The sequence below is a fragment of the Bacillus sp. FSL R10-2780 genome, assembly GCF_038006125.1.
GTDB classification, from domain to species: Bacteria; Bacillota; Bacilli; order Bacillales; family Bacillaceae_G; genus Bacillus_A; species Bacillus_A cereus_U.
In genome coordinates this window covers 3960045-3975000 of the sequence record NZ_JBBOUQ010000001.1, presented here as the reverse complement: position 1 = coordinate 3975000, position 14956 = coordinate 3960045, and the positions used below count along the sequence as shown (strand labels likewise).

Sequence of the window (14956 nt, the reverse complement as noted above, 5' to 3'; positions counted from 1 at the left end):
GCCTTATTAACTTGATAAGGTAGTTCTGTTACGATAATAGTTTGTTTACCATTTGCTCTCTCTTCAATTTCAACTTTGGCACGAAGTATAATAGAACCGCGACCTGTTTCGTAAGCTCTTCGAATTCCACTTCGCCCTAAGATTAAACCTGATGTTGGGAAGTCTGGTCCAGGAATATATTCCATTAATTCCGCGATAGTGATATCAGGGTTATGACTTAATGCCAACACACCATCAATTACTTCTCCAAGTTGATGCGGTGGAATGTTTGTTGCCATACCAACCGCAATACCCGTCGTACCATTGACTAATAAGTTAGGGAAACGCGCTGGTAATACAACTGGTTCTCTTTCAGAACCATCGTAGTTATCTTGATAATCAATTGTATTCTTTGTAATATCGCGTATTAATTCCATAGAAATCTTAGACATTCTTGCTTCTGTATAACGCATTGCTGCCGCTGAATCTCCATCAACAGAACCGAAATTACCATGTCCATCAACAAGCATGTAACGTTGACTAAAATCTTGCGCCATACGTACCATTGTTTCATAAACAGCTGAATCACCGTGCGGGTGATACTTACCAATTACTTCGCCGACAATACGCGCCGACTTCTTATATGCTTTATCAGCTGTAATTCCTAAATCATTCATCGCATATAAAACCCTACGATGAACCGGCTTTAATCCATCACGAACATCTGGTAATGCACGAGACACGATAACACTCATTGCGTAATCTAAAAATGAGGTACGCATTTCATGACTAATATTAATTTCTCGAATTCGTGCTTGTTGTTGATTGTCTGACATCAACGAGCACCTCCTCTTACATTTCCGTTACACATACATTGATTTATATGTAGAAGACAGGAATACTTAGATTCCTGTCATTACTCACTTAAATATCAAGGTTTTTCACGTATTTTGCATTTTCTTGGATAAAGTTACGACGCGGCTCTACTTTATCACCCATTAAAATTTCAAATGTTTCATCCGCTTCAATTGCATCTTGAAGGGAAACTTGAAGTAACGAACGTACTTCTGGGTCCATTGTCGTCTCCCACAGCTGAGTTGGATTCATTTCCCCTAGACCTTTATAACGCTGAATCCCAGGCTTAGGTTGAGCTGGTAATTCAGCTAGTATTTTTTCAAGTTCTTTATTGTTATAAGCATATTGAATTTTTTTACCTTGTTGTACTTTAAACAACGGTGGCTGTGCGATATATATGTAACCACACTCAATGATTTGACGCATATAACGATAGAAGAACGTTAATAATAGGGTACGAATATGCGCACCATCAACATCGGCATCTGTCATAATAATAACTTTATGATAGCGAGCTTTTTCAATATCAAAATCCCCACCAATGTTTGTACCTATTGCTGTAATAATTGTACGAACTTCATCATTTGATAAAATCTTATCTAAACGTGCCTTTTCAACGTTAATAATTTTACCCTTCAGTGGTAAAATCGCTTGGAAATGACGATCGCGTCCTTGTTTTGCAGATCCGCCCGCCGAGTCACCCTCCACGATATAAATTTCGCTAATTGCTGGATCTTTAGAAGAACAATCAGCTAGCTTCCCTGGTAAACTTGAAACTTCTAAAGCACTCTTTCGGCGCGTTAGTTCACGAGCTTTTTTAGCCGCTACACGTGCACGTGCTGCCATAGTCCCTTTATCTATAATTTTACGTGCAACATTGGGATTTTCTAATAAGAACTTTTCAAACGCCTCTGAGAATACAGACTCTGTAATCGTTCTCGCTTCACTATTTCCAAGTTTCGTCTTTGTTTGTCCTTCAAATTGTGGATTTGGATGCTTAATTGACACGATTGCTGTTAAACCTTCACGAACATCTTCACCAGTTAAATTACTATCCGCATCTTTTAAAATATTATTTTTACGACCATAATCGTTAATTACACGTGTTAGAGCAGTCTTAAAACCTACTTCATGTGTACCGCCTTCATACGTATGAATATTATTTGTAAATGAATAAATATGATTTGTATAGCCTTCGTTATATTGAAGAGCAACCTCAACCTGAATCCCATCTTTTGAACCGTCAACATATACAGGTTCTTCATGAATCGGTTGTTTTGAACGATTTAAATGTTCAACATATGATTTAATTCCACCTTCATAATGGAATTCTTTCTTTTGCTTATGTTCACGCTTATCTTCAATTGTTAATTTAATATTACGATTTAAAAACGCCAACTCACGCATACGAGTAGCTAATGTATCAAATTCGTATTCTGTCGTCTCTGTAAAAATTTCTGCATCTGGCTTAAAGCGTGTGATCGTTCCTGTACGATCAGTTTCACCTATTACTTTTAAATCCGCAGCTGGGATCCCACGTTCATATTTTTGATAGTGTATTTTTCCATCTCGATGTACAAATACCTCTAATTCTATTGATAAAGCATTTACAACAGATGCACCTACTCCATGCAAACCACCGGAGACTTTATAACCGCCACCGCCAAATTTACCACCGGCATGGAGTACCGTCATAATAACTTCTACAGCGGGACGTCCCATTTTCTCTTGAATACCAACTGGGATACCACGACCATCATCTGTTACAACAATACTATTATCTTCTTCAATACTGACATTAATTTCATCACAATATCCCGCTAAAGCTTCGTCAATACTGTTATCAACTATTTCCCATACGAGGTGATGAAGACCTTTTCCACTTGTAGAACCGATATACATACCAGGACGCTTACGAACCGCTTCCAGTCCTTCTAACACCTGGATCTGACTTTCATCATATGCATTTTCCTGCATTTGCTTTTGTTCCATTGACACAAAGATCACCTACTTTTCCATTTAAACAGAAATTATTTCCTGTCTATTTCACAATCTACCGTGCCGTTCGTTACATGAATTGTTTTCGCTTCTTTCAATGTTTCGTGTTCAATTCCGTCGACACTCGTCGTCGTCACAAAGGTTTGTACTTTTCCTTGAATTGTATTTAGCAGATGCGATTGGCGATAATCATCTAATTCTGATAACACATCATCTAGTAAAAGGATTGGATATTCCTTAACCTCTGAGTATATCAATTCAATTTCAGCCAATTTTAGGGATAGTGCGGTTGTTCGTTGTTGTCCTTGTGAACCAAAGACTTGAACATTTTTACTATTAACGAAGAAGTGTAAATCATCACGATGAGGACCTAGTAAAGTTGTACCACGAAAAATTTCACGTTGTTTCACAGATTGAAAACTTTCATAGTATACTTCTTTTATTTTCGACAAATCCATTGATTCTGATACATCTACACTTGGTTTATAAACAATTTCTAACTCCTCTAATCCCCTGCTAATCCCGCGGTGAATTGGAGCAGCCCATTCTTGTAGTAAATGCAAAAACTCAAAACGTTTTCGCAAAATTTTTGCACCATGCTCAATAAGTTGAAGTGTAAATACATCCAACATCGTTTCCTCATTTTTACTATTCCCTTGCATCTTCTTAAGTAAATGATTTCGTTGCGTGAGTACCTTTTGATATTGACTTAATTCATACAAATAGACCGGAGCTATTTGTCCAAGTTCCATATCCAAAAAGCGTCTTCGTACTTGGGGGCTTCCTTTTACAAGATTTAAATCTTCTGGGGCAAACATAACAACATTCATTTCACCAATATACTGGCTCAATTTTTGTTGTTCTAAGTGATTTAACTTTGCCTTTTTACCTTTTTTTGAAATATTTAATTCTAAGGATAATGAACTATTTCGCCTTTGTAATCTACCTTTTATATTACCATAATCCTCATCCCAACGAATGAGTTCACGATCGTTCGAAGTTCTATGGGATTTCGCCATCGCCAATACATAAATAGCTTCCATCAGATTCGTTTTCCCTTGCGCATTTTCACCAATAATTACATTGACTTTATCCTCAAAGGAAAGCTCTAAATGCTCATAATTGCGATAGTTTTTTAATTGTATCTCTGTAATAAACAAAGGGATCCCCCTTTATGCCTGAACTTGGAAAGTTCCGCTTCCCGGAATTTCAACAACATCATTTGCATATAACTTTCGGCCTCTTCTATTTTCAAGTTCTTGATTCACATATACTTCATATTCTTGTAAGAACCATTTCACAGCGCCACCTGTATCAATTACATCAGCTAACTTTAAAAATTGTCCTAGTGTAATGTATTCTGTTGAAATCTTAATAAGTTTCATAAAATCGCTCACTTTCTGAAAGTGTTCATTCTTTCATTGTACTAAATAAACTAGCATTAGGAAAGTAATACCCTACAAATCAAATAAGGGTCACTAGTACCTTTACACTAGCAACCCTTAATCCTTACTTAGTAAGTACGGACTGGTAAAATTAACTGGATAATAGAATTATCATTTACTGTGCGAATTAAAAACGGTCTCATCGCTCCAGTAAAACTAACTTTAATTTCTGTACTATCTAAAGCTTTTAATGCGTCCATCATATATTTTGCACTAAAAGATATTTTTAATTCTTCTCCATCTACATTTTCACATTGAACCTCTTCTACTACTTTTCCGATTTCTGGTGCATTCGAAGAAATCTCTAACATCTGTTGTTCTAATGTTGATAATTTAACAACGTTGTTACGACCATCTCTTGCTAATAGCGACGCACGATCAATCGCTTGTAAAAATTCTTTTGTATTTACAAATATATCAGTTTTACTTTCAGCTGGAATTAAACGCGTTGTATCTGGATAATTTCCTTCTAATAATCTTGAGAAGAATAATAAATGTTTTGTACGGAATAATACTTGATACTCCGTAATAACGATATCTACCATTTCTTCAGATTCATCTAGAATTTTACTTAATTCACTTAAGCTCTTACCAGGAATAACGACATTCGCTTGAAATTCATCGGCAATATTATACCCTTCGATTTTTGCTTTACGAAGTGCTAGCCTGTGACTATCTGTTGCAATGCAAGTTAGCTCGCTGTTATATACCTTCCAGTTTACACCTGTCAAGATCGGTCTTGTTTCAGAACTTGAAACTGCAAATACTGTTTGACGAATCATGTGCTTTAGTAAATCTGTTGGAATCTTAAATACGTGATGTTCTTCGATTTGTGGTAATAACGGATATTCAGCAGCATCTAAACCATTTAAGTTGAACTCTGATTTTCCAGATTTTATTTTTGTCATAAAATGATTTTCCACAGAAATTTCGACAGTTTCTTTAGGTAATTTTTTTACGATCTCACTAAAATACTTTGCTTGTAAAATAATACTTCCTGATTGTTCAATTTCCACAATTTCTTTTCCAGCATCTTCGACTGGGATAAATGATTCGATAGAGATGTCTGCATCACTACCTGTTAAAGTAACTCCTTCTTCAGTTGCTACAACTTTAATTCCTGTAAGAATTGGAATTGTTGTACGAGAAGAAACTGCCTTCATTACATCTTGTACACTTCTTACAAGATAGTCTTTTTGTATTGTAAAACGCATAACGAAAAACCTCCGGTAAGTATAAGATTTTATTTATTTAATAAAGATAAAAAAGTAGTAGTAATAGTAATAGGGCTTGTGGATATGTGGATAACCCTGTTTGAAGATGTAAAAACAGTCTATCTACATGTGGATAGACTGTGCGTAAAATAAGCCAAGTTATTCACACTATTCAGCTACTACTATTTTAAAATATCCTTAATTTCTTCAACGTGTTTTTGTAATTGAGTATCCGTTTTTAATAGCTTCGAAATTTTTTCGTGAGCATGGATTACTGTTGTATGATCGCGGCCACCAAATTCTTCACCTATTTTTGGCAAAGATGAGTCCGTAAGTTCACGTGATAAATACATCGCAATTTGGCGAGGGAATGCAACGGATTTTGTCCGTTTTTTTGCTTTGAAATCTTCTAACTTTACCTGATAGACGCCTCCAACAGCCTTTTGAATATCAGAAATAGAAATAATTCTAGGTATAGAGTTTGGAATAATATTTTTAAGCGCTTCAGCCGCTAAATCAGCATTCATATCTTTATTAATTAAAGATGAATAAGCTACAACTCGAATAAGTGCACCCTCTAGTTCACGAATATTTGAATCGATTTGATTTGCGATATAAAGCATAACTTCATTTGGTATATCAAGACCTTCTGCTTTTGCTTTTTTACGTAAAATTGCGATTCTAGTTTCTAAATCTGGTGGCGTAATGTCCGTAATTAACCCCCATTCAAAGCGAGAACGAAGGCGATCTTCTAAAGTTGGGATTTCTTTTGGTGGTCTATCGCTTGAAATCACAATTTGTTTACTTTCTTCATGTAACGCATTAAATGTATGGAAAAACTCTTCCTGTGTTTGTTCTTTTCCAGCAAGAAATTGAATATCATCTATCAATAAGACATCTACATTACGATATTTATTACGAAAATCGACAGCTTTATTATCACGAATTGAGTTAATAAATTCATTTGTAAATTTTTCAGATGATAAATATACAACTTTTGCATTCGGGTTGTGTTCAATTACATAATGCCCAATTGCGTGCATTAAATGTGTTTTTCCAAGTCCAACGCCCCCGTAAATAAAGAGCGGATTATAGGCTTTAGCTGGTGCCTCAGCTACAGCTAAAGAAGCAGCATGTGCAAAACGATTACCAGAGCCAATAACAAATGTATCAAATGTATATTTTGGGTTTAACATACTCTGTGGTAAGTGATTAGACTCATCATGTGCGTGTTTTTGCTTAACAGAAGGGAGATCTATATCCTCTTCTGCCTGACTTTGGGGAATGATAAAACGAATAGCTAGTTTTGCCCCTGTTAAATCATAAAGTGTTTCGGAGATTAGTTCCGAATAATGAGATTCTAGCCAGTCACGAGCGAATTCATTTGGAGCTGTAATAGTTAATACATCTTTTTTCAAGTTATGAGCAGTTGTTGATTTTAACCAGGTTTCATAACTTGGCTTGCTTACCTTTTTTTCTAATTCTTTTAAGGCACTATTCCATAAATCAGAGATATTTTCCAAAGGTGTCCCTCCTTTACAAAGATGGTAAAAGAATAAGGTTGCGCAACAATTGTACAACCTGTAAATATTTCTAATGCATATTTATACGAAACGTATTTTAAAATATAAAAACGTCGTTAGTATCCGAGATAGAGTTTTCGACAAAAAAACAAATGTGGACAACTATTTACCCACATGTGATTTAAACTATCCACATGTTATACACAAATTGTGGATAAAATAAAGGTGTGGAAAACTTATTCAAAGTGAAAACACAACTATAATATCAAAAAAAAGCAGCTATAGCAATGAATTTAAGAAAGTTATCCACAAAATCAATACCTTGTGGAATAAACTTGTCCACAATACGATATACTGTGTAAAAGTAAAAAAAGAGTTTGTGGATACAAAAAAGAGAAAATATATTTATCCACAAGGAAATATAGGGACTGTGAAAAAGTGTGTGAATAGGTTAAAAATGAATATTTGATGAAAATTTCGAGAACCATTGACATTTTCCTATTTGATTTACTATAATTTATTAGACTGTCTTTAACAGATATTCCTCAGGGAGGTGTCATATAATGAAAAGAACTTACCAACCAAATAAACGTAAGCGCAGCAAAGTACATGGTTTCCGCAGCCGTATGAGCACAGCAAACGGACGTAGAGTGCTAGCAGCTCGTCGTCGTAAAGGAAGAAAAGTATTATCTGCGTAGACCACTGATCGTTCAGTGGTCTTTTTTTCTAATAATAATGAGTTTCTGCTGATGAGATACAGGAGTGTCAAATGATATGAAGAAAAAAAATCGTATAAAAAAGAATGATGAATTCCAGGCTGTTTTCCAAAAAGGACAATCGAATGCCAATCGCCAGTTTGTTGTATACAAATTAGATAAAGAAAAACAGCCGCATTTTCGCATTGGTCTTTCTGTTAGTAAGAAAATAGGAAATGCAGTAGTTCGTAATCGAATTAAGCGTATGATTCGCCAATCGATTATAGAATTAAAAGATGAGATAGATTCTGGAAAAGATTTTGTTATAATAGCAAGGAAGCCTTGTGCAGAGATGACATATGAAGAGTTAAAGAAAAGCTTAATTCATGTCTTTAAACGCTCTGGTATGAAGAGAATAAAAAAGTAGCGTAAGGAAATGAATTACACTATATACATACCGAAACAAGGAGGAGCAAGCTTTGAAAAAGAAAATAGGTTTATTAGCCATGGTTATTATGTTAATGGCAATCGCTACCGGCTGTAGTGAAACAAATCAGCCGATTACACCGAAAAGCACTGGGATTTGGAATGAATATTTCGTATACCCGCTTTCTCAGTTAATCACGTATTTTGCAAATTTATTTGGTAGTAATTATGGTTTAGCAATCGTTGTTACAACTCTTATCATTCGTTTTGCATTATTACCATTAATGATTAAACAAACGAAGAGTACGAAAGCAATGCAGGCGTTACAACCAGAAATGGTGAAATTAAAAGAAAAGTACAGCTCAAAAGATCAAGCAACACAACAAAAATTACAACAAGAAATGATGCAGTTGTACCAAAAAAATGGTGTAAATCCATTAGCAGGATGTTTACCAATATTTGTTCAGATGCCTATTCTATTCGCTTTTTATCATGCGATTATGAGAACGGCAGAAATTAGTAAACATACATTTTTATGGTTTGATTTAGGACAGGCAGATCCTTACTATATCCTTCCAATCGTTGCGGCTATTACGACTTTTATTCAGCAAAAGCTTGCAATGGCAGGAACGGCTGGGCAAAATCCGCAAATGGCAATGATGATTTGGCTTATGCCAATTATGATCTTAGTCTTTGCAATTAACTTCCCAGCAGCACTATCATTGTACTGGGTAGTTGGTAATATCTTTGGTATCGCTCAAATGTATATGATCAAAGGGCCTGAAATTAAGGCTAGTAAGGCAGGAGGATCAAGCAAGTGAGTATAATTACTGCTAAAGGACAAACAGTCGAGCTGGCAGTACAAGATGCTTTAAGACAATTAAATGTTTCGAAAGATCGAGTAGATATAAATATTATCGATGAGGGTAAGAGGGGATTCCTAGGTTTATTTGGGAATCGCCTCGCTGTAGTAGAAGTTGTATTGAAAAAAGATCCAATCCAAGAATGTGAAGAATATTTAAAAAATGTTATTCAAAATATGGGTGTGGAAGTTGAGATTAGAAAAATTGTAAAAGGACGCGAAGTTGAATTTACAATTTCTGGTGAAAACATTGGTGTTTTAATTGGTAAAAGAGGTAATACGTTGAATTCTTTACAGTATTTAACAAAACTTGTTGCGAATCGTAATACAAAGCAATATATTGGTATTACACTGGATGCTGAAAACTATCGTAGTAAAAGAAAAACTACGTTAGAATCTCTTTCTTATCGATTGGCAAAACAAGTAGTGAGTACGAAAAAAAGAGTTGTCCTAGAACCAATGCCTTCTTTTGAACGAAAAATTATTCACCAAGCATTATCTAATCATCAAAATATCATTACAACTTCTGAAGGGAAAGAACCACATCGGTATGTTGTAATATCTTCCAAGTGACCGGTTACTCAATTGAGTGCCGGTTTTTTTGAGGAGAAAATAAATGTGGATAACTAAAAAACACTAGATTTATCCACTGTGAATAAGTTTAGTGTTTTTTACATAAGGACATAATAAAATGAGTTATTATTCTTTTGTAGATAGGTTCGTTATGGTATCCTAATAATTTAGTGACGGAAAAAATTCATGTTGAAATAGAGATAAATAAGCAAGTGAGGTGAAAGGACATGGAATTTGATACAATTGCCGCAATTTCCACAGCACTTGGGGAAGGTGCAATTGCCATTGTTCGAGTAAGTGGGGATGATGCGATTGAGAAAGTCGATCGTATTTTTAAAGGGAAGGATTTAACACAGGTTTCTTCTCATACAATTCATTATGGTCATATTGTCGATTTAGATACAAATCAAGTTATTGAAGAAGTTATGGTATCCATTATGCGCGCACCAAGGACTTTTACGCGTGAAAATATAGTAGAAATTAACTGTCATGGTGGGCTTGTTTCGGTAAATAAAGTATTACAGCTTATTTTAGCACAAGGAGTACGACTGGCAGAGCCTGGTGAATTTACAAAACGTGCTTTTTTAAATGGACGTATTGATTTGTCACAAGCAGAAGCTGTTATGGACTTAATCCGCGCGAAAACAGATCGTGCTATGAATGTAGCGATTAACCAAATGGAAGGACGATTATCTAAATTAATCGGCCATCTGCGTCAAGAAATATTAGAAACATTAGCTCATATTGAGGTGAATATAGATTACCCAGAATATGATGATGTAGAAGAGATGACACATAATATTTTAATTGAGAAAGCTACACATGTCCGTGCTGAAATTGCAAAGATATTAGAAACATCGAAGCAAGGAAAGATTTTACGTGAAGGCATTTCTACCGCGATTATCGGTAGACCTAACGTTGGGAAATCATCGCTATTAAATAGTCTTGTTCAGGAGAAAAAGGCAATTGTAACTGATATTGCAGGAACAACTCGTGATGTTATTGAAGAGTACGTTAATGTGCGTGGTGTACCACTTAAACTTATAGATACAGCCGGAATTCGTGAAACGGAAGATATTGTTGAACGAATTGGTGTAGAGCGTTCGAAGGAAATGATGAGCCAAGCAGACTTAGTGTTAATTGTAGTGAACTATAGCGAGGCTTTAACAAATGAAGATGAGGATCTATTCCGTGCCGTACAAGGAAAAGATTTCATTGTCATTGTAAATAAGACAGATTTACCGCAAGAAATTGATATGGAACGTGTTACAGATTTAGCGGTAGGCAATCGTGTTATTACAACATCTTTAATTGAGGAGCAAGGAATAGATGAGCTTGAAAAGGCAATAGCTGATTTATTCTTTGAAGGAACAATTGATTCTGCGGATATGACATACGTGTCTAATGCGAGACATATCGGATTGTTAACACAAGCAGGAAGAACAATTAATGATGCAATTGAAGCGATAGAAAATGGTGTTCCGATTGATATGGTTCAAATTGATTTAACAAGAGCGTGGGAAATACTTGGTGAAATTACTGGTGATACTGTCCATGAAAGCTTAATTGACCAATTGTTCTCTCAATTTTGTTTAGGAAAATAAAGTAAAACTTTAATCAGAGATGATTTAGTAAGATAGAGGTTATTAGGAGGAATAAACAATGGGATACAATGCCGGTTCATATGATGTCATAGTAATCGGTGCAGGTCATGCAGGATGTGAAGCTGGTCTTGCGGCAGCACGAATGGGCTCAAAAACATTAATGTTAACAATTAACTTAGATATGGTAGCGTTCATGCCATGTAACCCTTCTGTTGGTGGACCAGCAAAAGGGATTGTTGTTCGTGAAATTGATGCATTAGGCGGAGAAATGGGACGCAATATTGATAAAACACATATTCAAATGCGTATGTTAAATACGGGTAAAGGACCAGCTGTACGTGCGCTTCGTGCACAAGCTGATAAATTCTCTTACCAGCATGAGTTAAAGAAAACAATTGAAGAAACACCAAACTTAACATTGTTTCAAGGTCTGGTAGAGCGTTTAATTGTTGAAGATGGTGTATGTAAAGGGGTAATTACGCAAGCTGGTGCCGAATACACAGCGAAAACAGTTGTAATTACAACGGGAACATTTTTACGTGGTGAGATTATTATGGGAGATTTAAAATATTCAAGTGGTCCAAATAATCAGCAACCATCTATTACGTTATCTGAACACTTAGAGGAACTTGGTTTTGATCTTGTTAGATTTAAAACAGGTACACCTCCGCGTGTAAACAGTAATACGATTGATTATAGTAAAACAGAAATTCAACCAGGTGATGATAAGCCACGTGCTTTCTCTTTTGAAACGACAAAATTCATTATGGATCAAATTCCATGTTGGTTAACGTATACAAGTACAGAAACACATCGTTTAATAGATGAAAACTTACATCGCTCAGCTATGTATTCTGGTATGATTAAAGGAACAGGGCCTAGATATTGCCCTTCAATTGAAGACAAGGTAGTAAGATTTAATGATAAACCACGTCATCAAATTTTCTTAGAACCAGAAGGACGTAATACGCAAGAAGTATATGTACAAGGCTTATCGACGAGTTTACCAGAAGATGTACAGCGTGCAATGCTTAGAACAATTCCTGGCCTGGAAAATGTTGAAATGATGCGTACGGGTTATGCAATTGAATATGATGCAATTGTACCAACTCAACTATGGCCAACACTTGAAACGAAAAAAATTAAAAATTTATATACAGCAGGACAAATTAATGGAACTTCTGGTTACGAAGAAGCGGCAGGACAAGGGCTTATGGCTGGAATTAATGCAGCGTGTCGTTCTTTAGGTAAAAAAGAAGTTATTTTAGGTCGCGCTGATGCATATATTGGTGTCTTAATTGATGATCTTGTAACAAAAGGCACAAATGAACCATACCGTTTATTAACGTCTCGTGCAGAATATCGTTTATTATTACGCCATGATAATGCAGATCTTCGTCTAACTGAGGTTGGGCGTGAAATTGGTTTAATTAAAGAAGATCGTTATGAGAGATTTACAAATAAAAAACTACAAATTGAACAGGAAAAGGAACGGTTAGAGAGTATTTTTATTAAACCGCGTCCTGAAGTTCAAGAATTAATTCGTAGTATTGGTGGAAGCGAATTGAAAGATGGAATACGTGCAAGTGACTTATTACGTCGTCCAGAGATGACATATGAGCATATTCATCTTTTAGTACCAAGTGAATTAGAATTAAATGATGAAATTACAGAACAAGTTGAAATTCAGATTAAGTATGAAGGATATATCGAGAAATCTTTACAGCAAGTAGAACGTATGAAGAAAATGGAAAACAAAAAAATCCCTGTGGATATTGATTATGATGCGATTTCTAGCCTTGCCACAGAAGCGAGACAGAAATTGAAAGATGTTCGTCCACTTTCGATGGGGCAAGCTTCACGTATTTCTGGCGTAAATCCAGCTGATGTTTCTATTTTGCTTATTTACATTGAACAAGGAAAAATTGCACGAGTATCGAACCAATAACATAGTAAGGAGATATTGCTAGATGAACATAGAACAATTTCAATCTATGCTAGAAGAGAAGGGTATTTCCCTCTCTTCTAGACAGTTAGAGCAGTTCGAAATCTATTTTGAAACGTTAGTAGAGTGGAATGAAAAAATGAACTTAACGGCTATTACGGAGAAAGAGGAAGTATACTTAAAACACTTTTTTGATTCTGTTACAGCGGCTTTTTATTATGATTTTTCGAAACCATTTTCTATTTGTGATGTTGGAGCAGGAGCTGGCTTCCCAAGTATCCCTTTAAAAATCTGTTTCCCGCACTTAAAAGTAACAATTGTAGATTCATTACAAAAACGTATTAATTTCTTAAATCACTTAGCGCAAAAGTTAGAATTAAGTGATGTTGCATTTTGTCATGATCGTGCTGAAACATTTGGAAAAAAAGAAGGTGTACGTGAAGCATACGATATTGTAATGGCACGTGCAGTTGCACGTCTTTCTGTATTAAGTGAGCTATGTTTACCACTTGTAAAAGTAGGGGGAACATTCATTGCAATGAAAGGTGCAGCGGCGAACGAAGAAATCGAAAATGGCAAATATGCTTTAGAGGTACTTGGCGGAGAATTGAAAGAAATGTCTACGTTCCAATTACCGTTTGAAGAAAGTGAGCGTAATATTTTATTAATCGAGAAAAAGCGCAAGACACCAAAGAAATATCCACGCAAACCGGGAACGCCCAATAAATTACCTATTGAAAAATAAATCTTATTAGACGTAAGATTAAATTATATAAATGAAAACGTAAATGTTTCATAGGAAACATTTTATGTAGAACAGTCAATAGGCCTAAAAGGTGGTGGAATATGTATGAAAAATACGTTTTCTCGTTTATTTGGCTTTGGAGATAAAGAGAGCGAATTCGAATTACAAGACGAAAGCCATGAAGAAATAGCTAAAAAGGTATATGAAGAAATACAGGAAATTCCGATAGTAAACATTACCCCTAACCGTTATCAACCACGAACAGTTTTTGACGATGCACGTATTGAGGAGCTAGCATTAACGATTCGTACACATGGGCTTATCCAGCCGATTGTTGTGAGACAGTATGAGGATGATAAGTACGAGATTATTGCCGGGGAAAGGCGTTTCCGCGCAGCAACAAAGTTAGGGTGGGAAAAAGTTCCTGCAATAATAAAGAATTTAAATGATACTGAGACAGCTTCTGTAGCGTTAATTGAAAATTTGCAACGTGAGGAATTAACAGCAATTGAGGAAGCTGTGGCATATCAAAAGCTGATTGAGTTACATAATTTAACACAAGAAGCATTGGCACAACGACTTGGAAAAGGACAATCGACAGTCGCAAATAAATTGCGATTATTAAAATTGCCTGAAGAAATCAAAAGTGCATTATTAGAAAAAAGTATTACAGAACGGCATGCTCGCGCCCTTATTCCTTTGAAAAATGAGGAATTACAACTGAAGGTTTTACAAGAGATTGTGGAGAAGCAATTGAATGTAAAGCAAACAGAAGAACGAATTGCAAAGTTACTAGAAGAAGTAAAACCAAAGCGCAAAGCGAAGCAAAAAGCAGTAAGTCGAGATGCAAGAATTGCTATGAACACAATTAGACAATCATTACAAATGGTTGCTAACAGTGGTTTGAATGTTAATTCTGCGGAAGAAGAGTTTGATGAATACTATCAAATTACGATTAAAATTCCGAAGAAAAAATAATTACGTGCTAGAGACCTTATCCTATTGGAGAGGTCTCTTTTACTATATTTTCTTGTTAAAGCAAGAAGGAGTTTGGAAATAAATTTTGAAGTTTAATAAGGACGTAAAAGAAAA

Annotated in this window: 14 protein-coding genes (1 of these 14 running past the window's edge); 8 read left to right on the top strand and 6 right to left on the bottom strand. The window is 35.5% G+C overall.

Features of this window, described 5'->3' with window-relative positions; translation table 11 throughout:
* The 6 genes from gyrA to dnaA form a co-directional block, all read right to left on the bottom strand.
* Positions 1–815 carry the beginning of a DNA gyrase subunit A gene (gyrA, locus tag NSQ47_RS20660; protein ID WP_002159658.1) on the bottom strand. The gene continues 1657 nt to the left of window position 1, outside the view, so 815 of the gene's 2472 nt are visible here — the first part of the coding sequence; the start codon lies at positions 813–815; its stop codon lies off the left edge, out of view.
* A gap of 88 nt (positions 816–903) precedes the next feature.
* Positions 904–2826 carry a DNA topoisomerase (ATP-hydrolyzing) subunit B gene (gene gyrB, locus NSQ47_RS20655; protein ID WP_033710559.1) on the bottom strand — a complete coding sequence of 641 codons (1923 nt, stop codon included), beginning with the start codon at positions 2824–2826 and terminating at the stop codon, positions 904–906.
* 38 nt (positions 2827–2864) lie between these two features.
* The gene (gene recF, locus NSQ47_RS20650; protein ID WP_002159660.1) at positions 2865–3992 is read right to left on the bottom strand and encodes a DNA replication/repair protein RecF; all 1128 of its coding nucleotides are present in this window, start codon (positions 3990–3992) and stop codon (positions 2865–2867) included.
* A 12-nt stretch (positions 3993–4004) separates the two neighbouring features.
* Entirely contained in the window at positions 4005–4217 is a 213-nt protein-coding gene (gene yaaA, locus NSQ47_RS20645) for a S4 domain-containing protein YaaA (protein WP_002159661.1), read from the bottom strand.
* A gap of 128 nt (positions 4218–4345) precedes the next feature.
* Complete coding sequence (gene dnaN, locus NSQ47_RS20640; protein ID WP_002068698.1) at positions 4346–5491, bottom strand: DNA polymerase III subunit beta; 1146 nt, start codon at positions 5489–5491, stop codon at positions 4346–4348.
* Between the two features lie 182 nt (positions 5492–5673).
* Positions 5674–7014 (bottom strand): chromosomal replication initiator protein DnaA, encoded by a 1341-nt coding sequence (dnaA, locus tag NSQ47_RS20635; protein WP_002144554.1) that lies wholly within the window; start codon positions 7012–7014, stop codon positions 5674–5676.
* A gap of 563 nt (positions 7015–7577) precedes the next feature.
* Between dnaA and rpmH the strand changes: the two genes are divergently transcribed.
* From rpmH to noc, 8 genes are all read left to right on the top strand, one after another.
* On the top strand, positions 7578–7712 hold the full coding sequence (rpmH, locus tag NSQ47_RS20630) for a 50S ribosomal protein L34 (protein WP_002068706.1): 135 nt from the start codon (positions 7578–7580) through the stop codon (positions 7710–7712).
* A gap of 76 nt (positions 7713–7788) precedes the next feature.
* Complete coding sequence (rnpA, locus tag NSQ47_RS20625; RefSeq protein ID WP_002089963.1) at positions 7789–8136, top strand: ribonuclease P protein component; 348 nt, start codon at positions 7789–7791, stop codon at positions 8134–8136.
* A 52-nt stretch (positions 8137–8188) separates the two neighbouring features.
* Complete coding sequence (gene spoIIIJ / locus NSQ47_RS20620) at positions 8189–8956, top strand: YidC family membrane integrase SpoIIIJ (protein ID WP_002144555.1); 768 nt, start codon at positions 8189–8191, stop codon at positions 8954–8956.
* The gene (gene jag, locus NSQ47_RS20615) at positions 8953–9570 is read left to right on the top strand and encodes an RNA-binding cell elongation regulator Jag/EloR (RefSeq protein ID WP_002113234.1); all 618 of its coding nucleotides are present in this window, start codon (positions 8953–8955) and stop codon (positions 9568–9570) included. Before spoIIIJ ends, jag begins: the two co-directional genes overlap by 4 nt.
* A 227-nt stretch (positions 9571–9797) precedes the next feature.
* Positions 9798–11174, top strand: coding sequence for a tRNA uridine-5-carboxymethylaminomethyl(34) synthesis GTPase MnmE (gene mnmE, locus NSQ47_RS20610; protein ID WP_002034990.1), 1377 nt, complete (start codon positions 9798–9800; stop codon positions 11172–11174).
* Positions 11175–11232: 58 nt separating this feature from the next.
* On the top strand, positions 11233–13122 hold the full coding sequence (gene mnmG, locus NSQ47_RS20605) for a tRNA uridine-5-carboxymethylaminomethyl(34) synthesis enzyme MnmG (RefSeq protein WP_002159664.1): 1890 nt from the start codon (positions 11233–11235) through the stop codon (positions 13120–13122).
* Positions 13123–13144: 22 nt separating this feature from the next.
* Positions 13145–13864, top strand: a complete 720-nt coding sequence (gene rsmG, locus NSQ47_RS20600) for a 16S rRNA (guanine(527)-N(7))-methyltransferase RsmG (RefSeq protein ID WP_002089956.1) — start codon at positions 13145–13147, stop codon at positions 13862–13864.
* A gap of 105 nt (positions 13865–13969) precedes the next feature.
* Positions 13970–14842, top strand: coding sequence for a nucleoid occlusion protein (noc, locus tag NSQ47_RS20595; RefSeq protein WP_002016471.1), 873 nt, complete (start codon positions 13970–13972; stop codon positions 14840–14842).
* Positions 14843–14956 lie beyond the last annotated feature (114 nt).